Annotated in this window: 40 protein-coding genes and 1 tRNA gene; 3 read left to right on the forward strand and 38 right to left on the reverse strand. The window is 42.7% G+C overall.

The window, feature by feature from the left end; genetic code table 11:
- Positions 1-20 precede the first annotated feature (20 nt).
- From H0G69_RS10700 to H0G69_RS10870, 38 genes are all read right to left on the reverse strand, one after another.
- Positions 21-1250, reverse strand: coding sequence for a PBSX family phage terminase large subunit (locus H0G69_RS10700; RefSeq protein ID WP_180304395.1), 1230 nt, complete (start codon positions 1248-1250; stop codon positions 21-23).
- Entirely contained in the window at positions 1213-1713 is a 501-nt protein-coding gene (locus H0G69_RS10705) for a small terminase subunit (protein WP_180305472.1), read from the reverse strand. Before H0G69_RS10705 ends, H0G69_RS10700 begins: the two co-directional genes overlap by 38 nt.
- A gap of 10 nt (positions 1714-1723) precedes the next feature.
- Positions 1724-2212 carry a QueT transporter family protein gene (locus H0G69_RS10710; RefSeq protein ID WP_180304396.1) on the reverse strand — a complete coding sequence of 163 codons (489 nt, stop codon included), beginning with the start codon at positions 2210-2212 and terminating at the stop codon, positions 1724-1726.
- Positions 2167-3063 carry a hypothetical protein gene (locus H0G69_RS10715; protein WP_180304397.1) on the reverse strand — a complete coding sequence of 299 codons (897 nt, stop codon included), beginning with the start codon at positions 3061-3063 and terminating at the stop codon, positions 2167-2169. Before H0G69_RS10715 ends, H0G69_RS10710 begins: the two co-directional genes overlap by 46 nt.
- Entirely contained in the window at positions 3060-3257 is a 198-nt protein-coding gene (locus H0G69_RS11020; RefSeq protein WP_240164400.1) for a hypothetical protein, read from the reverse strand. The genes H0G69_RS10715 and H0G69_RS11020 overlap by 4 nt, the downstream gene beginning before the upstream one ends.
- Complete coding sequence (locus tag H0G69_RS11025) at positions 3254-3556, reverse strand: ParB N-terminal domain-containing protein (protein WP_240164401.1); 303 nt, start codon at positions 3554-3556, stop codon at positions 3254-3256. The genes H0G69_RS11020 and H0G69_RS11025 overlap by 4 nt, the downstream gene beginning before the upstream one ends.
- A gap of 342 nt (positions 3557-3898) precedes the next feature.
- Positions 3899-3961: transfer RNA gene (locus tag H0G69_RS10725), tRNA-OTHER, on the reverse strand.
- A gap of 574 nt (positions 3962-4535) precedes the next feature.
- Positions 4536-5027: an ArpU family phage packaging/lysis transcriptional regulator gene (locus H0G69_RS10730; RefSeq protein WP_180304399.1), complete on the reverse strand. Its 492-nt coding sequence runs from the start codon at positions 5025-5027 to the stop codon at positions 4536-4538.
- Between the two features lie 2 nt (positions 5028-5029).
- A complete protein-coding gene (locus H0G69_RS10735) occupies positions 5030-5569 on the reverse strand; it encodes a hypothetical protein (RefSeq protein WP_180304400.1) in 540 nt (179 codons plus the stop codon).
- Positions 5570-5657: 88 nt separating this feature from the next.
- Positions 5658-5828: a hypothetical protein gene (locus tag H0G69_RS10740; protein WP_180304401.1), complete on the reverse strand. Its 171-nt coding sequence runs from the start codon at positions 5826-5828 to the stop codon at positions 5658-5660.
- Positions 5818-6057, reverse strand: a complete 240-nt coding sequence (locus tag H0G69_RS10745; RefSeq protein ID WP_180304402.1) for a hypothetical protein — start codon at positions 6055-6057, stop codon at positions 5818-5820. The genes H0G69_RS10740 and H0G69_RS10745 overlap by 11 nt, the downstream gene beginning before the upstream one ends.
- Entirely contained in the window at positions 6050-6418 is a 369-nt protein-coding gene (locus H0G69_RS10750) for a hypothetical protein (RefSeq protein WP_180304403.1), read from the reverse strand. The genes H0G69_RS10745 and H0G69_RS10750 overlap by 8 nt, the downstream gene beginning before the upstream one ends.
- 13 nt (positions 6419-6431) lie before the next feature.
- Entirely contained in the window at positions 6432-6740 is a 309-nt protein-coding gene (locus tag H0G69_RS10755; RefSeq protein WP_180304404.1) for a helix-turn-helix domain-containing protein, read from the reverse strand.
- 22 nt (positions 6741-6762) lie between these two features.
- On the reverse strand, positions 6763-7029 hold the full coding sequence (locus tag H0G69_RS10760) for a helix-turn-helix domain-containing protein (protein ID WP_180305473.1): 267 nt from the start codon (positions 7027-7029) through the stop codon (positions 6763-6765).
- A gap of 13 nt (positions 7030-7042) precedes the next feature.
- A complete protein-coding gene (locus H0G69_RS10765) occupies positions 7043-7222 on the reverse strand; it encodes a hypothetical protein (RefSeq protein WP_180304406.1) in 180 nt (59 codons plus the stop codon).
- Between the two features lie 146 nt (positions 7223-7368).
- Complete coding sequence (locus tag H0G69_RS10770) at positions 7369-7638, reverse strand: hypothetical protein (protein WP_180304407.1); 270 nt, start codon at positions 7636-7638, stop codon at positions 7369-7371.
- The gene (locus H0G69_RS10775; protein WP_180304408.1) at positions 7622-7900 is read right to left on the reverse strand and encodes a hypothetical protein; all 279 of its coding nucleotides are present in this window, start codon (positions 7898-7900) and stop codon (positions 7622-7624) included. Before H0G69_RS10775 ends, H0G69_RS10770 begins: the two co-directional genes overlap by 17 nt.
- 2 nt (positions 7901-7902) lie before the next feature.
- Entirely contained in the window at positions 7903-8283 is a 381-nt protein-coding gene (locus H0G69_RS10780; protein ID WP_180305474.1) for a hypothetical protein, read from the reverse strand.
- Between the two features lie 136 nt (positions 8284-8419).
- Positions 8420-8839: a RusA family crossover junction endodeoxyribonuclease gene (locus tag H0G69_RS10785; RefSeq protein WP_240164322.1), complete on the reverse strand. Its 420-nt coding sequence runs from the start codon at positions 8837-8839 to the stop codon at positions 8420-8422.
- Positions 8839-9012, reverse strand: a complete 174-nt coding sequence (locus tag H0G69_RS10790) for a hypothetical protein (protein ID WP_180304410.1) — start codon at positions 9010-9012, stop codon at positions 8839-8841. The genes H0G69_RS10785 and H0G69_RS10790 overlap by 1 nt, the downstream gene beginning before the upstream one ends.
- A 4-nt stretch (positions 9013-9016) precedes the next feature.
- Positions 9017-9241, reverse strand: coding sequence for a hypothetical protein (locus tag H0G69_RS10795; RefSeq protein WP_180304411.1), 225 nt, complete (start codon positions 9239-9241; stop codon positions 9017-9019).
- Positions 9242-9252: 11 nt separating this feature from the next.
- Positions 9253-9684 carry a hypothetical protein gene (locus H0G69_RS10800; protein WP_180304412.1) on the reverse strand — a complete coding sequence of 144 codons (432 nt, stop codon included), beginning with the start codon at positions 9682-9684 and terminating at the stop codon, positions 9253-9255.
- Positions 9685-9774: 90 nt separating this feature from the next.
- Entirely contained in the window at positions 9775-10527 is a 753-nt protein-coding gene (locus H0G69_RS10805) for an ATP-binding protein (RefSeq protein ID WP_180305475.1), read from the reverse strand.
- Between the two features lie 41 nt (positions 10528-10568).
- On the reverse strand, positions 10569-11363 hold the full coding sequence (locus H0G69_RS10810) for a conserved phage C-terminal domain-containing protein (protein ID WP_180304414.1): 795 nt from the start codon (positions 11361-11363) through the stop codon (positions 10569-10571).
- The gene (locus H0G69_RS10815; RefSeq protein ID WP_180304415.1) at positions 11363-11587 is read right to left on the reverse strand and encodes a hypothetical protein; all 225 of its coding nucleotides are present in this window, start codon (positions 11585-11587) and stop codon (positions 11363-11365) included. The genes H0G69_RS10810 and H0G69_RS10815 overlap by 1 nt, the downstream gene beginning before the upstream one ends.
- Positions 11580-12263 (reverse strand): putative HNHc nuclease, encoded by a 684-nt coding sequence (locus H0G69_RS10820; RefSeq protein WP_240164323.1) that lies wholly within the window; start codon positions 12261-12263, stop codon positions 11580-11582. Before H0G69_RS10820 ends, H0G69_RS10815 begins: the two co-directional genes overlap by 8 nt.
- Positions 12263-12706 carry a single-stranded DNA-binding protein gene (gene ssb / locus H0G69_RS10825; protein ID WP_180304416.1) on the reverse strand — a complete coding sequence of 148 codons (444 nt, stop codon included), beginning with the start codon at positions 12704-12706 and terminating at the stop codon, positions 12263-12265. The genes H0G69_RS10820 and ssb overlap by 1 nt, the downstream gene beginning before the upstream one ends.
- Positions 12706-13404 (reverse strand): Sak single strand annealing protein, encoded by a 699-nt coding sequence (locus tag H0G69_RS10830; RefSeq protein WP_180304417.1) that lies wholly within the window; start codon positions 13402-13404, stop codon positions 12706-12708. Before H0G69_RS10830 ends, ssb begins: the two co-directional genes overlap by 1 nt.
- Complete coding sequence (locus tag H0G69_RS10835) at positions 13405-13905, reverse strand: siphovirus Gp157 family protein (protein WP_180304418.1); 501 nt, start codon at positions 13903-13905, stop codon at positions 13405-13407. It abuts the gene before it with no gap.
- 8 nt (positions 13906-13913) lie between these two features.
- Positions 13914-14045: a hypothetical protein gene (locus H0G69_RS11110; RefSeq protein ID WP_275691275.1), complete on the reverse strand. Its 132-nt coding sequence runs from the start codon at positions 14043-14045 to the stop codon at positions 13914-13916.
- Positions 14045-14491 carry a hypothetical protein gene (locus H0G69_RS10840; RefSeq protein ID WP_180304419.1) on the reverse strand — a complete coding sequence of 149 codons (447 nt, stop codon included), beginning with the start codon at positions 14489-14491 and terminating at the stop codon, positions 14045-14047. Before H0G69_RS10840 ends, H0G69_RS11110 begins: the two co-directional genes overlap by 1 nt.
- On the reverse strand, positions 14464-14700 hold the full coding sequence (locus H0G69_RS10845) for a hypothetical protein (protein WP_180305476.1): 237 nt from the start codon (positions 14698-14700) through the stop codon (positions 14464-14466). Before H0G69_RS10845 ends, H0G69_RS10840 begins: the two co-directional genes overlap by 28 nt.
- The gene (locus H0G69_RS11115) at positions 14687-14821 is read right to left on the reverse strand and encodes a hypothetical protein (RefSeq protein ID WP_275691261.1); all 135 of its coding nucleotides are present in this window, start codon (positions 14819-14821) and stop codon (positions 14687-14689) included. The genes H0G69_RS10845 and H0G69_RS11115 overlap by 14 nt, the downstream gene beginning before the upstream one ends.
- Before the next feature lie 3 nt (positions 14822-14824).
- Entirely contained in the window at positions 14825-15151 is a 327-nt protein-coding gene (locus tag H0G69_RS10850; RefSeq protein WP_180304421.1) for a DUF771 domain-containing protein, read from the reverse strand.
- 8 nt (positions 15152-15159) lie between these two features.
- On the reverse strand, positions 15160-15351 hold the full coding sequence (locus H0G69_RS10855; protein WP_180304422.1) for a hypothetical protein: 192 nt from the start codon (positions 15349-15351) through the stop codon (positions 15160-15162).
- 12 nt (positions 15352-15363) lie between these two features.
- Positions 15364-15519, reverse strand: coding sequence for a hypothetical protein (locus tag H0G69_RS10860; RefSeq protein ID WP_180304423.1), 156 nt, complete (start codon positions 15517-15519; stop codon positions 15364-15366).
- Between the two features lie 73 nt (positions 15520-15592).
- Positions 15593-16423: an ORF6N domain-containing protein gene (locus H0G69_RS10865; protein ID WP_180304424.1), complete on the reverse strand. Its 831-nt coding sequence runs from the start codon at positions 16421-16423 to the stop codon at positions 15593-15595.
- 29 nt (positions 16424-16452) lie between these two features.
- Positions 16453-16683: a helix-turn-helix transcriptional regulator gene (locus H0G69_RS10870; RefSeq protein ID WP_180304425.1), complete on the reverse strand. Its 231-nt coding sequence runs from the start codon at positions 16681-16683 to the stop codon at positions 16453-16455.
- A 154-nt stretch (positions 16684-16837) separates the two neighbouring features.
- On the opposite strand from H0G69_RS10870, the gene H0G69_RS10875 reads away from it, so the two are divergent.
- From H0G69_RS10875 to H0G69_RS10885, 3 genes are all read left to right on the forward strand, one after another.
- A complete protein-coding gene (locus H0G69_RS10875; RefSeq protein ID WP_180304426.1) occupies positions 16838-17176 on the forward strand; it encodes a helix-turn-helix domain-containing protein in 339 nt (112 codons plus the stop codon).
- A 2-nt stretch (positions 17177-17178) separates the two neighbouring features.
- A complete protein-coding gene (locus H0G69_RS10880) occupies positions 17179-17586 on the forward strand; it encodes an ImmA/IrrE family metallo-endopeptidase (protein WP_180305477.1) in 408 nt (135 codons plus the stop codon).
- 182 nt (positions 17587-17768) lie between these two features.
- The gene (locus H0G69_RS10885) at positions 17769-18452 is read left to right on the forward strand and encodes a DUF5067 domain-containing protein (protein ID WP_240164402.1); all 684 of its coding nucleotides are present in this window, start codon (positions 17769-17771) and stop codon (positions 18450-18452) included.
- The last annotated feature ends 84 nt before the right edge of the window (positions 18453-18536 follow it).

Raw genomic sequence — 18536 nt, forward strand, 5'->3', positions numbered from 1 at the left:
CGCATATCGTGTGCGTAAAATCAGAAATATCTTGAACGAATCGTCCGTGCTTGATTGTCGCGGTGCTGGTTAAATACTGCATAACGCATGGAATCCATCACGTGGTCGTTCTCTTTGACAGGCTCGCCGGTCTTGTCGTCCCAGACGTACTGATAGACTTCATCTAGAAACTGGTTAACGCCTTCTTTAACGACAAAGAACTTGCCTTGTTTCATGTACTCGCTAACCTTTTCAATACCCGCCATTTTCGCCTTGTTAGCATTGCGGGCTTGAATACCAGCTTGCTGAAACTCGCTAACGTTGTCTGGTCGTGCCGAATCACACCAAAAAAGGATATTCCGGCCGTACTTAGCTTGAATATCCTTCGCAATACTTTTCCAATAATCAATAAATTTAAACTGTTTCGTGTGCTCTTCAATAAGATAAACGTTGCCTTGCCTATCATCACCAAAGACCGTGATAACACCGGCGTGCTCAAAACCCCAGTCAACACCGCAATAGTAGCTTAAATCGTCCGGTAAGTCTTGCTTGTCTATCATCATGGTTCGCTTATCAAAATCACGATAAACAATACCGTCCCCACTGACCCACTGGCCTAAAATACGCCGATCATAAAAGACCCCACTAGGCATAGCAGCCTTTAAAGCATCGACGTAATCGCGCGACAAAGTGGGGTTATCATCTAGCACAAACGAGAACGTTTTAATACGCGCTTCCGGATCGTGATTATCGATATAATCAGTTTTCAAGAAATGCTGTGGGTTGTCGGGGTTTGTGTCGCAGATAACCCGTGCGCCTTCTACTGAGCAACGGTCAAGAATTTCTTGAAACACTTCATGCACTGCTAAACTACATTCATTGATGTAGGCTCCATAGCTAGTCATACCACGAATGCCACTCATGCCCCGTATGCTACCCGTATAAGCTGGCACTATATCAACGCCAAACAAATGATAGTGTCCGTGCTTGTCCGGTGTTAGATCAATGCCAAACTGTGAGCTTAACGAACTAATGACGTTGTTATAGATAGTGTTAGAACTAAAGCCCGCAAGGATAAATTGGGGTTTCGGGTCATGAAGGGACGCAGCAAGTTTTGCAACTCTTCGCAATTCAAGAATGAACAAGTAGTTATCGATATACGTTTTGCCACTCCGAACTGCTCCAGACAAGATAAGATACTTCCAATCGTCATGCAGATAGGATTGCAGCACCTCAATCTGTTTGCTTGTCAGTATGTTCTTCAGCGTCATGTTCTTTGTCCGCCTCTTTGATTAACTTGTCCATTAACATATCAAGCTGTTCGTTGCTCTCAGCTCCCAGGCGTTCCATAACGTCCGCCTTAAGTTTCTTGATACGGGTATCTTGGATAACGTTCTCTTTACGCGCCTTCGTCATTTCGCGTTCTTCAGGCGACAAAGCGCTGTCGTTGTACTTATCACGCCAATTGTTCTTTAACCAAAAGATCATCGCGGTTGTATTGCCTTTAATAGCCTTATTAAACAACTGATTTTCAACTGCGAAGTTAGCCTGCTCACGGCCTATTTTTAATGCTTGAAAAATGGGCTTATGCTCTGTTTTCCATGTATTGAGAGTGCGCCGAGAAATGCCCATGTTGCCAGCCACTTGATCGTCTGTAAGTCCATTTCTTTTCCACCCTTGAATCAACAATAATTTTTCCGGCGTAAGCCAGTCTGGATATCTCGCTCTTGCCATTTTCACACCTCTATTTAGTCAAATCCATTCGCTTAGACAACGCTAAAACAAGAAAAGCACCAATTAAAAGTGAAATAAGTTCGCCAACTACCGTGCTTGCATACGTTGCCCAGAACGGAACGTGTTGCAAATAATATAATTCCACTGCAACTGGTAGCATGCCAATGAATGACGGTATCAACGTACTAACTAACAATTTCATTTTAATTGAATGAACGTTCTTGTTAATGGCGTAAATCATAAGTCCTGATACAAGCGTTCCAAGCGTTCCTACAATCATGTCAATTGGTCCTAATGGGCTTTGCAGATTGCTAATAAAGCAGCCTAAAGTTAATGCCCAGATATAACGTTTGTTAAAATCAATCATATGATTAAACATTTCACTAATGCGAATTTGAAAAGGGCCATAAGCCAAGGGAGTAATTAGCATTGTAAGTGCCACATAAAGCGCAGCTAAAACTCCGCCTTTAGCGATTTCTTTAAGTTTTCCATTACCCATGTTTTAAATCTCTCTTTCAGTAGTTTTATTAACCGGTGGATATCACGAACACCGAATTTAAAATGTAAATCATGGTTTATCTTGTGCCATTTAACGTTGTAGTATTTGACCAGCTCAATGTAAGCAATCAAATTAGCTCGGAATATCTGTTTAGTCGCAAATTTTCCTTTCGTGTTCGGAATATTAACTAACGAATGCTTGCGATTACTCCATTGTTTAACTTGCCCGTATCTAGCCGCCATCTTCCAACTGCTGCTATCAACTAAATCAAACGGCACCTTGTCAAGAACTTTCTTGCGTGTCATGCCTAGACAATGGATTTTTTTACCACACTTCCAGGCGTATTTAAGGAATGCTGCATACTGATTATCTGAAATATCTTCATTTCTGAATCCAGTAACTGCAACGATTTCACTTTTAGCGGTTTGGCACATCTTTTTAAACTCTGAAACGCCACGGTTTTTGTGCCACACTGGAATAATTTTGTCGCTAACATTTTCAAGAATTTTTCTCAGCTCTAAAACTTTCTCGTAGCCTATAACAGCGTCAACGTCCATTTCAAAGAATCCGAGAATCTTAGGGTGATCATTTTCTTTGATAAATTTTGCGTAACTTTCTGTATACTCTTTCCAAGGAACTCTTGCCCCTTCTTGGAATGAGTGCGCCCCACTATCAACTAATACATAATCGCAAATTTGTAGGCATTTTTTGAAATTACTATATGCCTTCTTACTTTTCTGAATGTAATAGTACGACACAAGTCCGAATGGAATTCGCTTGCCTTCTGCTATGAACTGATCGAGTAGATACTCTACTTCGCTACCTTCAAGGGCTGATAAAAAGATTTTCATTTCTTGAATTCCTTCTTCGGCCCTTCATGACCACATTCTGGGCAGACAAATGTATCGTCTGTTTCTTTTTCCGGTTCGACATAATCGTCAAGTGAACCATCGTCGTCCCATGATTCAGCGATGGACATATCCGTTTCATCAAAACCTAAAGTGCTCATGTCAATAGTGGTGATTTCCGACAATTCAGCATTCATATCAGAAAAATCCAGTCTGCCAGTTCACCCGTTTTATTGTCTGCCAAACGGTATGCTTTAGCTTGTTCCTCAGATAAATCGGCTACCACAATCGGCACATGTTTTAGTCCTAACTGTTTAGCTGCCTTCAATCTTGTATGGCCAGCAATAACAACCATATCTTTATCAACTACAATCGGTTGTTGCCATCCGAACTCTTTAATACTGTTTGCCGTCGCTTCAACTGCTCCATCGTTATCACGTGGGTTGTTTTCGTATGGTTTAACACTGTCGATTGGCACTTCTCGAATTTGTTCCATAATCACACCTCACAACTTCATTCTCGGCGGTTTAATGCTATACCTAACCTTTTTATCATTCTTTGTCTTAACGGGCTCGTGTCGTTCATTCTCGGCCTTGTGTCGTGCTCTGCATATCCGGTCAGCATAAGCCAACATGATATACTCAGACCGGCTACTGACTAGCCCGTATTTCTTTGTAATAAACATTCGTTCGCTCTCCGACTAAATAAAAAAGACGGGCCGAAACCCGTCAATTGAAACTGATGCGTAAGCAGCACGCCAACGACCACTGTCAACGTACACACTAAAACTATTTTGTGTAACTCAACGAAAAATAGTTTTATTTTTGCCCGTAGGCAACGTATCCCGCAGGAATCGAACCCGCATCTTCCGCAGGCGGCTCGCCCATTGAGCTAAGGATACCAAACCCGCCGGCGTTGATAAAGAACACCATGCCGGAAGGATTATATGCAAAGGATTATGCAACCCGTTTCAAATTATGCCATCTCTGGCAAAGGATAGGTAGTGGACTCGCACCACTTTTTGCATGCTGCCAACGCCGGTGGATCGTTCGAATCAAAGTTAGCAGCAAGCCCACCTGGGACCTTCCAACTACTCGTCGTGTCTTTCGAGTAGTAACACCGTAAGGCGGAATCGCACCGCCTCGCAAATGATCAATATTGGAGCGATTAGGTTTAAGGTTTACGGAAGTAATCATTTGCCATCTTATACGGTATGAAAAGCAAGTTTCCTTGCTTAGTAGGTATAAAGTCGCTTTGCAATCGCGAATATTTTTTCTTGCGCATGCAAGCCTAGAAAATCAAAGTATGACTAATCTAAACAATCGTCTTGAAAGGATTTCATTTCCAACAAATTTGAAAGACCATCGGAACAAAGGTTCTATGCCATCTCTGGCACAATACCAATATACCGCATTTTCAAGGTTTGTTTAATCCCCTTTTAGTACCCCAGTTGGTACTACCTTATATACCACTTTTTAAGCAGTCGCTTTCTTCATGATTGTAAACGTAGGGAACAGCTCTTCAACTTGGTACTTTGCAATCGCTGTTTCTATTGTTTCAGAAAACTCATAGCATGCAAACTTTTCCAACTTATGCCAGCTCTTGTTGCTACTGATATGCAGCAGCTCTTTGACGTCTTCTACTTGTTCCCGCTTGACGAACCGGTTTTTCAGAATAACACGGCTTTCTTCACTCAAACAATTGTTGATTGCGTCATACACCGCTTTTAATGCCCGTGAGTACTCCGTGTGAGCGATAAAAGCATCTTCGTTATGATTTCCACTACTACCACCGAAACCGCCGTCAGCAGACAATGACGGGCTTTTAATATCGCCTGACCCCGCCTTGCGTAGAATATGGCTAAACGTCCGCTTGTTGAATCCATCATCGAAGAAGAAATCGCGCACCGCTTGGCGGGTTGCCTGCTCATCGATTTCGTCAAATAATTCTGCTTGTTTAACTGACATGCCTAACCCCTTTCGACTTCATAGCGACCCAGATATGGCTTTTCTTGCCGGCGTTTCAAATAGTTGTGTAGCGCATGAGCTTTAAAGCCTAACGCCCGTTCTGCTGCTTGAATGCTGATATAGTGCATGACCTTACCTAGCTTTAAATCTTTAATGGTGATTTCCACGCCAGGCCTTTTAAATGACGGCAACTTTTGGTGCATAACCTTCAATGCTCCGTTCCTGCGAACGTGGTAAAGGTAGCTGCTTCTAGAAATCGGCACGTTCTCGATAACCCAATGCCAGTTTTCGCCTCGTTCTAGCGCTTCCTTTTGCTTTTCGTAAATTTCAGCTTCAATGGCAAAGTTGTCAACGCTTTGTCCTGGCTTGTGATAGCTTGCCCGCATTTCCTTAATCATCGCTTGCAGCTTCTTATACTTCGCTGTTGCCGTTTCGCCGTCTGGGCAACCATCATCGTCCAGAAAATCATACTCCAGATATAAATCGGGGTACGTTGTTCGATACCAGTTTTCGAGATAACAGAACTCTTTCATGTCAACCATTTAACCACCTACCATTTTCAAAACCGCTATTGCTACTAATGCCCAGAACACTAAGCATGCAGCAAAGACAAAGCCTAACCCGTTCCAATTACGCATTGTAGATCACCATTGCCGTGTAGTAGTTGTATGAGCCGTGAACGCCATAAGCGGTTGGTGCAAGCTTAATATCAACTACTGCTACTTTGTTCTTAGTTAGCCATTCGTTCATCTTGTCTTGTAAGATTGCGATGTTGGAATCGCAGAAAAACTCAACCTTCATAATGTCCCTCGCTTTCGATAACATGCTTGCCAGTCGTATATACGCTTTCCCAGCCAGTGAGAATCTTTGGAAAATGCTTTGAGTAATAGTTTCCTTCGTCGTTGTACATTTCATCAAGCAGCACGGTTTTATTCAGCTTGTTTAGCTCGACGATTTGATACAGTCTAAAACCGTCAATCAGCGTTACCAGCTCGTTATTACGAAATGCTCGTTCTACATCGTTAATCATCTTTTAAAGCCTCCCACAGTTTTCTTGCAAACTCAGGGTTTGTGCTAAACTCAACTGACACTGGACCGGTTTTATACAGATTCTCTGCAATTTCGGAATACTGCTTGGGTTTCCGCCATTCATAAGCTGACTCAGCAGCTCGTGCTCGTCGTATGTTAATGCAGCGAGCCTTTTGCGACCGGTTGTTATGGGTTTCTGACAGACGGTACAGCATTGTTTCATGACCTTGCCAACTAGCCGGTTTAAACTGCAACAGTCCGAGCGGTTCCGTGCGGTAAATGCCACGTTGGCGCTTTAAACGTCGGGATGCTTTCCGCCTAAATACAATCCACTGGTGTTGTCGTGCTCGTTTAGTACTCATGTTTTAACCTCTCTTACAATTTCCGCCCACAGTATGGGCAATACTTGAAATCGTACCAATCCGTTAACTGCTTGACTTCTTCCGGTTCTTCTAGTTCTTCACGACACATGTTGCTTACGTTGCCTAATAAATAATCAATTGAAACGCAGAAAAAGCATGCAATCTTTTCCACTACTTCATAATTTCTCATTTTTCGTTCTTGGCGTTCATATTTGGATAACGCGTCCGGCGTAATATCAAGGCCTACCCGTTCTTTTAGCTCTTTCGACATTTCCTTTAACGTCAACCCACGCTTTTTACGCAGCACTTTTAATCTGTTCATGATTATCCCTTTCTTTTGTTAGCTAACTCATTAAAGTTTTACCCAGATCAATGAATAGTTGGCCTAAATTTTCAAAGCTAGTAATCGTTGCTTTGCTTTTGTATCCAAAAAAATCATTTGGCGAAATATCAAAATAATCTAACAGCTTTTCAAGTGTTTCGTACTGAATGCCTTTTCCCGTATTGTTAGCAATTTGCATTAAAGTTGTTTTTGAAATGCCGGTATCTTTATACAGATCAGTAATCTTCAATCCTCGTTCAGCCATCAAAACAGCTAGTTTGTTCTTCATTGCCACAGCTCCTTTACAACTTATACAAACACAGGCCTAAAGCGAGCAGCATTAAGGCTACGAATACGAATAAAGCTGATATAACGGCCTTCTCAGCATTAGAAAATCCTTCCTGATCCCAGACCAACCAGATAGCGGCTGCAACTAATCCGAAAAAGCTAACTACAATTGCTACGTTTAAAAACAGTTTCATTGCCAACGCCTCATTTCCTTTTCTCGCTCCGTCCGATATGCTCGCCAACGTGGACCAGAAACACCTGGCCCGTTGGCACGATAGCAGCGCTTGAATGCTTTCAACGCAAGTACAAGCCCCGCATGTTCCCGTGCCCGTTTCGTCATCTAGATAGTCCCTTCCTTCAACATCTTCGCGATACGCTTTTCTGTGCTATCAACCAGTGCGGCATATGCCTGCATGGTCTTAATTTCATCGTCGTTGTTTGCCGTCTGCTTGATATACTCGTCAAACGCAGCACTTAGTTTGCGTCCACAGTACCAACGCCGCAGCTCAACGACTTCGCCATTTTCCTTGTTAATGCCAAACTTAACCAAGATAGCAGGGTTGTAGCTATCGCTAGTGATGTAATAGCTATCATCAATCTTGATCTTCATCTTTAATCAGCTCCTTAACTCGTTCCAAGTCATGAATTTCACACAAACTAATGATTTTGTTCGGTACGATAGCGATCATATCGCCCAGTTCACCAGTAGTGCGATACAACGTACCCTTGCGCATTGCTTGATCAATCAGCGCGGTTTCGGTGCGAAATACACCTTTGATGGGAACCCTTTGAAGTCCTTCACTCGTGTCAAACGTCAACAACAAGCGCTTTGGCTGTTCGTTGTTTTCAGTCCCTTTGTAGCTCGATGCCATGTTTAATCCTCCTTGACTTCTTCCGCAGCTCGTAATAGGTCCGTTGCGCTCAAGTTTGCGAACACTTCATCATTAGCCATTTCGTGGATCTCATCAGCCGTGAATGCCACTTTCTGATTGCTCATCTTGGCAATCTTGAGTGATGTTACGCTCCACGAATCAGTGCCTTCTACCCTTGCTAGATAGCCGTAATCAGTATTAAGCAGCTTGATATAGTATTTCTGCTCAAGCTGTTCATTGAAATAATCGAACAGCTGGCTGTTGATCAAACGCAGCACTTCACGATCAGTTTTGTTCTTTAGATCCGGAATGGAATCAACTCTGAACCAACCCGGTTTATTGCCTTCATGAATGAATAAATTCGCTGCTAGTTCATCGTTCAATTGGTCATACAGATAAATCGCAAAGCTGTTTTGCGAATCCAAATTTGCAACGGAACAGGTGTAATGCAACGTCCCGATTGCTTCCTCAACAATTTTGATAACTTTTCTTTAGTCAGCATTTGTCATACTCCTAACTTCAATAAGTTTCTTTTGCATAAATTTCAATCTCTATTCTTGGCTTGTCCGAGTAATACTTGTCGATTTCTTCGTGAACAATCATTGCGTCATCTTTCCATAAAACGCCGTTTAAGGCATCTTCGAATGATTTAAGGTAATTAGACAAGTCGGCTTTTACAATCGGTCTATGCGCTCCTGATGCCCGTCTATCGTGTTCTTTTTTCGATATACTCTTTTGAATCTTTCGATAAAAGGCTACCTTGAGATAGATTTCACCCTCGACTGGTGCATCGTGATACATCTCTGTTGCCAGCTTGTGCAGCTTGCGCTTAAACGTGGCAGTTTTAGGTGGGTCATACAGCCGAATGCCTTTGCCGAACCTTCTTGCTCGTGGTCTTGCTTGTGCTACCGGTTCAATCGGCAAAATCAGTTTGATCATCAATGGTCTAATGACGTACCGATGCAGGCGAAAATCAAAGCGCTAAAAATAGCAGTTACCGTTGCTTTTACGCCTACAATGGCGTTAATCCATAGTGCCCAGAAAAAACCAACCGCTGTTGCCAACATTGCGCTAATCGCTAGTAAATAGAATAGCTTTGCTAAAACTTTCAAGCTCTTATACCCCCATATCATGCATTAAGCTTGCGTCTACATCGTTGTTGCTGTCCCAATGCCCGGAACTCTTCATGATTTTTACGATTGCTGGGTCAATACGCAGCATGCCATCGCCTTCACAGAACGGGCACTTGCGTTCGATTGTGTCCAGGTAGCCTGAACCTTCACACCAAGCGCAGCATTGCTCAGTGTCTAAGATCATCTTGTCTTTCGTTACTTTCAGCATTTTCAGCCCTCCTACCATTCAATTTGAACTCGATTGCAGTCTTCCAAACCCCAATATTTGATTTCTGCCATTGTGAATAAGCAATCGACTAGGTTTTCTCGGTGATCAATATTTTTGACGTCGATAAAATCGCTATACGCAAGCCCTGCAAGCTGCTTATCTTTAGAAATCATTAGTCCGTACTCATATCGCAAATAATAGCAATCTGGGGTGTGAGGAACGAAAACGATGTAAACCGGTTGTTCACGGCTGAAACGTTCTTGGCTGTTGCGATTAGCCTCATCAAGCAGCGCTTGAATCACATCTGCAGCATCTTCCACCAATCTTCTGTCGTCATGGTCATACTCGTAGTAGCTGTCAAGCCAATCAATCGCATTGTCACGGTTGTACTCCGTGACATAACGATATCTTTCATTTTGTTTTTCAAACCATTCTGGGCTCATAGTTAACGCTCCTTTAAATCATGCTTGCTCGAACATCTACCATGCCGTTAAACGTCAAGCGGTGCTCTGGGTTACGTGTAATCAAGCGACTTAATAGCTTTTCGTTATACATTTCTTGTAGTTCGCTTGTCTTGTTGTTCGTGGTAACGATCGTTGTAAACTTGCCAAACCGTGCGTCCGCAACGCTGAACAGTCCCTTTTGCATATCAACGCGAACTTGACTTTTGTGTCGGTTCGCATACCGCCTTCTGTGCCGAAATCATCAAGCACCAGAACATCAACCGGTTCGATTTTCAGTTGGCGGTTGCCTTGCATTAGATCAATCAGACCGTACAAGCGATTCTGAACCGTCTTATCATCGAATCGCCGGCTGTATAGCTCGGCCAGCGCGTCCGTTGAAACAAACAGTGCCGTCTTTCCGCTTTCGTTGCGAATCTTGTCAACCATCGCTAGTGCTAGGCTTGTCTTGCCAGTGCCGGGATTCCCTGCCAGATACACGTTCATGTTCTGACCGTTGGCAATCATCTTTGCCAGCGTCCAAGCACGGTTGCCAATTTCAGCAGCCTGTTTCTTGTCCGCCTGTTTGTCGACTTTCCAATCGTCAAACGTGAACTTTACCGGCTGATTGCCAGTCCATAAGCTCTTGCGATAAACCCGATTAAAGTTGTGCCGTGCGTTCTCTTTCCTCCATTCGTCATGCAACGGCTCAGCTTTCTTTTTAAGATAGTCAGCCATTGCTTGCTTATCTGTCAGATCAACGTCTGGAAGGTTCCAGCCTTCTTTGTCAAAAATTTTCTTTAGACTCCTAACGCCTTCTTTAGCGCTATCTTTTACGCTTAACATGTTTTCACCTCCATTAGGTTTTCGGATTTGAAATCCGTAAACTACCAGTATTCGTTGTCCATCTGATACCGCGTCAATCCGTTAGGGTCTGGCTGACCAGTCATCGGATTAATCTTCTCGGTGTAGTAAGGATCGTTATGGTCAGGAACTCCCTTAACCTTTTCGTTCAGATACTCTTCAAACTTTGGGCCAAACAGTGTTGTTGGTCGCAGATAGTTCTTCATCTTTGTATCGTTGAACCAAGCAGCAGTTTTTTTGTCGATAACAGTTTTAAAGTCATCAACTGTGAAACCTTCGTTTAATCGTGCTTTGATCAAGCGCTTGGTTTCTCTAGTTGTTGTTCGGTAAGTGCTCTTTGTCTTTTCGTTCAGATAGCCAACGATTGTTTTAACTTCGCCAGCTATGCTGTCGGGCTTTGCCCGACTATTATTTGTATGTTCTTCTTTAGTTAATGTTTCATTTGTAAGGTTAGTATTTAGTAGTGTGCAATTTTCCAATGTACGTTTTTCCAATGTACGCTTATCCAATGTACGTTTTTTAAACATAGGCGTATCTGCTAATTGCCAATCAGCGTTAACCAGTTGGCCCTTCTCGTTTCGCTCACGTCCACGTTTTAGATAGCCTTTCTCTTCCAGCTCTTTAAGGCCACTCCTTACTGAGCCTCTGCCATCAGTTGAATGCTTGGCTACTTCCGTTTCGTAGTAAACCCAATCATCTGGCAACGACCAAAGATACGAGAATAGTCCTTTCGCTTTAAAGCTAAGTTCCGTATCATTTAAGATGTCATTGTTAATGGTTGTGAAACCCTTGGTGTATTTCTTCTTAATCCGTACCATTAATGACCACCGTTCAATTCCTTAATACGTTGCTTGTTATAAGCATCAACGTCTACACCGTTTTTATTAATTTTCATTTCCGTATAGTCAAGGAAGAAACGAATTTCATCAATTTCTTCTTGCGTAAACATAAGCCCCATATTGTCCCTTAAAGTGTGATCACTTTGTAAACACAAAATAGCAACTCCGCCAAAGGGACTGTCGTCCATAAGTCTGTTAGTCATTGTCATAAGCTCCCTTCATGCCGATTCGTTTCAACGTTTCAGCGTTTACCTTCACGCCTAAGTTAGTTAAGCGATACTTCTTGCAGAACGCTTTATAACCGATTTGATGGAATTCGCCGTGATGAACCCTACAAAGCGCTGATAATCTCGCTTGCGTATGGTCTAGCTTGTTACGATTGCGACCCATGCCGACCTCATCGATATGGTTGATGTCAGCAGCACGACCGCAGATCAAGCAACGCCGGTGTTGTATGCACTTGAATTGGAAATAACTTTCGTCTCTTGGCAACAACGGATAACCATCGTTGATCGGGACTTGATAATCAAAGATGAAATCGATCACCAGGTTTATCAGTTCCGTTGCGTCTGATACCGTGCTAACAGTATCGTTTGCCAAGCTAATCTCTTTGCCAGCCGTCTTGATTGTGTATTGAAGGTAAAAGTATTCCTTCAACCACTCCGCCGGTTCGCCTGACCATCTGTGAATATCGCTTAACAGCGCAAAGAATAGTCTTCTCTGACGTGGTCTTGCTTTTCGCCTATCTGGGATTTCATATTGCACCGGTACACCGCTTGTTTTGCCGTACATCGTTTCGATATGCGACAAGTTAGGCGTTTCGTCCGGTGCAATCCACCACCCGCCCTGCTCCCAGTAGGCTTTACCGCTTCGCAGCATTAGAACGGAACATCATCGGCGCTGTTGTCAAATGGCAAAGCGCTGTCGAACGTTTGTTGATAGCTATCGTTCTGATAGCCGTTAGACTGTTGATAACCGCCTTGTTGGCCTTGATCGTTGTTCTTCTTGGAATCAAGAAAGGTTACGTTCTCAGCTACAACTTCGGTTACATAAACTCGCTGGCCTTGATTGTTTTCGTAGTTGCGGGTTTGAATACGTCCTTCAATTCCGATCAATGAGCCTTTACCGCAATACTTACAGAGTAAGTCAGCGGTCATGCCCCACGCTTGAATGCTGATGAAATCAGCTTCACGATTGCCGTTTGAATCCTTGAACCGGCGGTCAACTGCTAACGAGAAGTTGACAACGGACGTGCCTTTGTTCGTTTGGTGCTTTTCAAGGCCTTTCGTGATACGGCCCGTGAGCGTTACGTTATTGATCATTATTTCTGTTCCTCGCTTTCTAATAATGCTTTTACCGCATTTACATATTCTTGCCCGTTATGTTTGCCTTCGCCGAGAGTGCCCTTTACGAGCTCTTCAGCGCGTTTTGCATCACCGTTAAGCCGATTAATCAACTCCATCATTAAGCGCCGATATTCGGCTTGTAATGCGTTCATTTTGCGTTGCTGATTAACTTGTTCCTTGCGCTGCTCTGCTTGCTCTTTGTCAGCTTCGTTGATGTCCGCCATCGGCAAGTCTTCACCGGCATATAAGTTAAGCCCTAGTCCTGCCATTGCTAGCGCCTTGACCAAGCAACGTTGTTGCGTTTTGTTGATCTGTGCGATGTTAGGCTTTGCGACCGGTTGGTTTCGCATATCCATGACGTACAGCCGTTCAGAATATGTTTCATCTTCGATCGTTACCGTTACCTTGACTTCGCAGCCTTCCGGCGTAATTCGATAATCTAGCATTTGACCAGTTGCATACCATGCACCTGTTTTTTCGTTGAACCGGTACTCTGGAAACTCCTCGATAACACGGTTAGCGCTTGGATAAATACTCTTAACCATGTTCCAAGCCCAAGCCCACGAAACATACTTCAGTGCCGGGCCTTTTCGCATACTGATAACTTCAACGTGCTTTGAAACATCAACCGCAGATAACGTTTCAAAGACTGATTTCTTCTTTTCGTCTGCCATTTACTTAATGACCCCCTTGTAGTTTGTTGCTAGATAAGCACCAGGAACTTCCTTGCCGTCTTTGATTGCCTTCTTGATTTCCGCCTTAACGGGCTTTCGATCAACTTTGACCGTTTCTTTCCAATAGTCAGCCGGAATTAAGCTTTCATCGCTAAATTCGACTGTTTGCGACTTACGCTTGCTATAAACGTGCTTATCAGTGCGAACTTTCGTTGTTCCTGAGTTAGCAACGATATAACCGATATACTCTTGCAAGCGATCAATACGGGCTTTTGCCTTGTCCCGTTCTTTTTTGATTTCTGTCAGCTTTTCCAGCTCGTGGTTGTAGATAGCTAAATCTTTTTCGGTGTCGTTAATCAGCCAAGCAATGGCGTCTAGCTTGTCAGCCAGCTCAAGCTGCAAGGCATCGATAGTGTCCGTGTATGACTGCTTATCGATTTCGCCGTCGGCCCGTTTCTGGTCAACGGTTGCGATAGCCGTGATAATCTCACTCGTGTTCATGTTTCCTCCTAGTCGTGCTTCGGTTCATCTTCCGGTTCGTCTTCCAGATAGTTGTCGATCAGTGCGTCTTGGTAGCCTTCTTCATAGCCAGACTGCCAAGCTTTGACTAAATCTTTTTGTGTATATGTTTTTGTTGGCATCAATCTACCTCCAAGTCTTTATCTAAGTGGATAATCGCCACAGCCACTGGCTTTACCCCAGAATCAATCACGGTAGGGAAATCTTTGTTGTAAATATCAGCTTTAAATTTGTAGTTGTGGTGTTGCTTTTTCATGATGTAGTCCAACTTTTTGTTAACAGGCATTTGCTTGTTGTTCAGCCCGTGTGAAGATGTCGATAACGACAACGTGTGCACACCGTCAACTTTCTGATTGAAAAAGCTCATGACCATAACCTTGTCTTGCTTAAAAACATCAAACGTTGCATACTTGGCGTTTTTGATTTTTTCGTTAAATGGCTTGTTGATACCGATTCTGTGGGTTGACCAGTACAAAGTGAGTACTGGAAAATTAAAGCGCCCATTATAGGTTGACTCGCTTTTTTTGCTTGCCATTTCTTTTAAGCTGTCAAATTTGAGTTGCAGCATGATATAATCTCCTTGTAAATTGTTTTTTTATCGGCATTACCTGCGATCGGTAGTGCCTTTTTTTTTGTTGCGCTAATCGTTGTCTGCAAAGCAAACAACACAATCCAGATCAGTGCTACCCAGTTTGCCTTGATAAAGTGGTTAGTCATGTATAGGTAGACAAAACCACCACTCAACAACGACCAAACCGCAGCTTTAATACTTGCCATGTTTACCACCTCGATTGATTCCCACTTGCCTTTCAAGCGCAGCAACCTTGTTAGTCAGATCAGCAAGACCGACAAATAAAATCACTACTAGCAAGCCCAACAATGCAATTGCAATTCCCATTCGCTAACTCCTCCAATTGAACTCGCGGTAATGCTCGTTGACCCAAAGGCTGGCATCGTAGGCATAAATGATTGTTTTATGCCCAGTGCCTGGAAACGGGTCAACAACGAACCCGCCGTTCTCGATATGAGTTTCTGGGTAACGATCAAAGATTTCACGCTTGACCCATGCCCGGCCTTTACCGCCTAAGCATTGTTTGCGGAACTCTTCAACGTCCCATGTTTTGCCTTTTAGACTTTCACGTGGCACCAAATCAAACTCGCCAATCACCTTGCGGACAATCTTTTTGATTAAAGCGACCAGCCCACGATTAAAATCGTCAAGTTCCATTCGATCACTTACCCCTTAATTAAGTCGTCCATGCCAAGCAGATCACATACTGCATATAGAACATCAAGATTCATGTCTTGTAGGTCTTCAATTCGTGCTTCACGTTCATTACCGTTACCATCACGGGTTGTAGTTAAAGTAGCGGTGTTGTATTCAATCAGCGTTTTGAGCGCTTCACGCAAGTTATCTGGTTCGTACATCGTTGACACCTCCTAGAAATACAAAACTTTGGCCTCTTTCGATTCGCCATTCTCGTCTGTTTGAAAGCTGACTGATAGAAAATCAACGTCTGCAAGCAGCACATCAACTCGCAGTTCAAAATCTTCTTGGGTTTCGCCTTCTCGACGCTTGATAATCTTCGTGTTCATGATTAGTCCTCCGTTTTGTTTTGCATTAGGCTTATAACGAAACGTTAGAAGCCTTATATATCAACGTTTGTGTTTATTTGATTGCTGATTCGATAGCTTTTACACCTTTGTCAAAGTAAAGCCACTGTGGCACTTCTTTGTCTGAGCTACGCGACTTGCTGTTAGCCCAACGACCGTATTCGTTTTGTCCAGGCTGTTCAGCTTTCAACCCCAACTGGTTAGCGATACGACCAACTTTGTTAGAAGTGATGCCTAGCTTTTGCCCAATTTGTGTTGCCGTGTACTCTTTGTGTTTCATGACTGGCACTGTCATTTCACCAGTCAACTCTTTAGCAGCATGAGCTAGTAGCGATTGACGGGCTGTTTCTGAACTGGTAGCCATTGCGATTTTGTACATCATGTTGGCTTTACGAGTAGCAGCGTTGTCTTCCATGATTGACAATCGTCGTTGCTGTACCAATGAAGGGCTGTTTTTCTTGATTGCTACTCGCATATTGAAGTAGTTGTCTACCAACTCGTCGTAAATGTCCCACGCTTTATCATCATCAAGCACTTTTAAAAGTTTTGCGTAGCCTCGCTCAGAAAGCAGATAAACGTGCTTTGCGTTGCCCCATTGTGCTTTGGTGAACCCATAGTCAGAAAACATATACTTTGAAAGTATCTGTTTTAAGTCGATTAAATCGATGCCGGTTTTAAAGTGCTTAATGTTGTCGTTGATTAATTGGTTGATCTTAAACAGCGGGCGTTCGTGAATGTTTGCAATATCTCTGGCAAGCATTGACTTTTTGCCTTCCCCAAAACCGCCTTCGATTCCCAAAAATTCAAAACCGGCGATATGTTTTTCACCAATTACTTTGATTTCTGGAACGTTTTCCAGAACTTTTTCTGTATTGATGTTTTCCATATTGTTCCTCCTAAAATAAAACTTTGTAATTAGCCTTGTTTCTGTTTATTTTTATCAAGTTTTTTGGTATTTAACAGCAAAAAAATTTGCTCCACGCTACAATCCAAAACCGTTGCCAGTTTCTTCAAATGACGCGGGCTAGGAATTGACTTCCCTGTTTCCCAAGAAGAAACAGTCGGGAAACTAACTCCTACTTCTTTCGCTAATTCAACTTGCGTAAGTCCTTTGCGAATACGTAAGAACTTAATGCTATCAGTCATGTTTTCAACTCCTTTAATTGGTATGTTTATATACTACAATAAAACTTTATAAAATGCAACACGATAATATAAAACTTTTTAAAATAAACGAAAAAACTTTATATCAAGTATAATAACAATATAACTATATTGTAGTATGAAAGGAGCTTGTACAATGACCACCGCCCAACGAATTAAAGATTTAAGAAAACGTCATAGAATGTCGCAGACCGAGTTATCAAAGTTCGTTAATGTTTCGCAAGCGACCGTTACAGCATGGGAAACTGGAAAAGCTGAACCTTCTAGCAGCGCACTTAATAAACTAGCTGATTTCTTCGATGTTTCAGCCGATTACATTCTCGGCAGGACTAATATAGAGAATATTAATAGTAGAAAAATGACCATTGATGAAGCAATGGACACTATCATGTCAGCAGACGGCAAAGAACCGACCGAACATGATAGGAAGCTAATGGAAAGCATTATAAAGGCGTACTTAGACAATCGGGACTAGCTATGGACGTTCGCAACATTGTCAAACAACTGAATATCAACGTGTACTATATAGATATGGAAAAGCCTGGCTATGCAACGATCAGTGCAGACAAGCAGCTAAAGTTTGTGTTCATTTCTAACCGCTACCCAGCGCGAGTACAGAAAGTTACGCTAATCCACGAACTAGAACATATCGCTAAACAGTCAGGCCAAACAGCACTTTACAACGCTACCGTTTCAGCTCGATTAAAAATGGAAAGCGAAATCAACCGTTGCGTTGTCTATGAGCTAATAGACGACTATATCAAACATACCGGAATCGAACCGGAAAACATCAACTATATAGATTTTATGCAGTTTAACGATATATCGGCAGACTATGAATCGGTCGTCAAAGAAACGATCAAAGGTTACAAATGGGGTAAATAATATGAGAAAAAGTATTGCTTTCTTGATAATGGCATGTGGGATTGCCTTAGCCGGTTGCAGCACGAATACAGACAAAGCTAAATCTTCAAGTTCTTCCAGTTCATCAAGCGTTTCAAGATCATCATCGGTTAAGCCTGACCCTAACGCATCTGAGCGGACTTGGACTTACAAGAACAACGTTTTTGACGCTGGTAATGAAACTTACCGATTTACCAAGTGGGACGTTATGGATTCAGCAGATCAAGGCAAAAAAGATTCTTGTCCTTTACTGTGATGTTACTAACAACTCGACAAAGGAAATGGACCCGTCAAACGTATATATGGTAGTTGGTGCCTATCAGAAAAACGAAACTTCTGACGTGCAGCTCACACCGGGAATGGCAGCATTAGATGAAAATGGGAACAATCCATTACAACAATATGAAGACGGGTTATACAACAAGTTACTTCCTGGAAAGACCGTTAAAGCGGTTATGACGTTCACTATCAACAACGACAAACCGGTTCGTTTGGAATTTGAAAATCCTAATTTTGAAACGATTGGGACCAAGACTTACAAAATTAGCAAGAAATTAAGCAAAGCGGAAAGAAAGAAACTTAATCAGTCTAACTCTTCTTCATCTTCTACAACGCAAACAAACGCAGTTTCGCAAAGTAAAACCGTTACTCAGAACAATAGCGGTAGCAGCACTACCCAGACTTCAAGTTCAAGCAGCAACGATCAAACTTACACCGCTCAACCATCGCAAGGCGGTACTATTTATCAGACTGGCAACGACACTGGCAGTTTTGCAGGCGACCCAGATGTCATTGCAGACACGCAGCAGATACAAGAAAGTCTTGCCAAAGCGAATGGTTGGGAATAGCAACTTAAACAAAAATAGCCCTAGCTGTTACGGCTAGGGTTTAAAAATAGACTTAAATCGAACATATGTACGAAAGGATTTACT

Origin of the sequence: Limosilactobacillus mucosae (genome assembly GCF_013423865.1) — a bacterium.
Lineage (GTDB): Bacteria > Bacillota > Bacilli > Lactobacillales > Lactobacillaceae > Limosilactobacillus > Limosilactobacillus mucosae.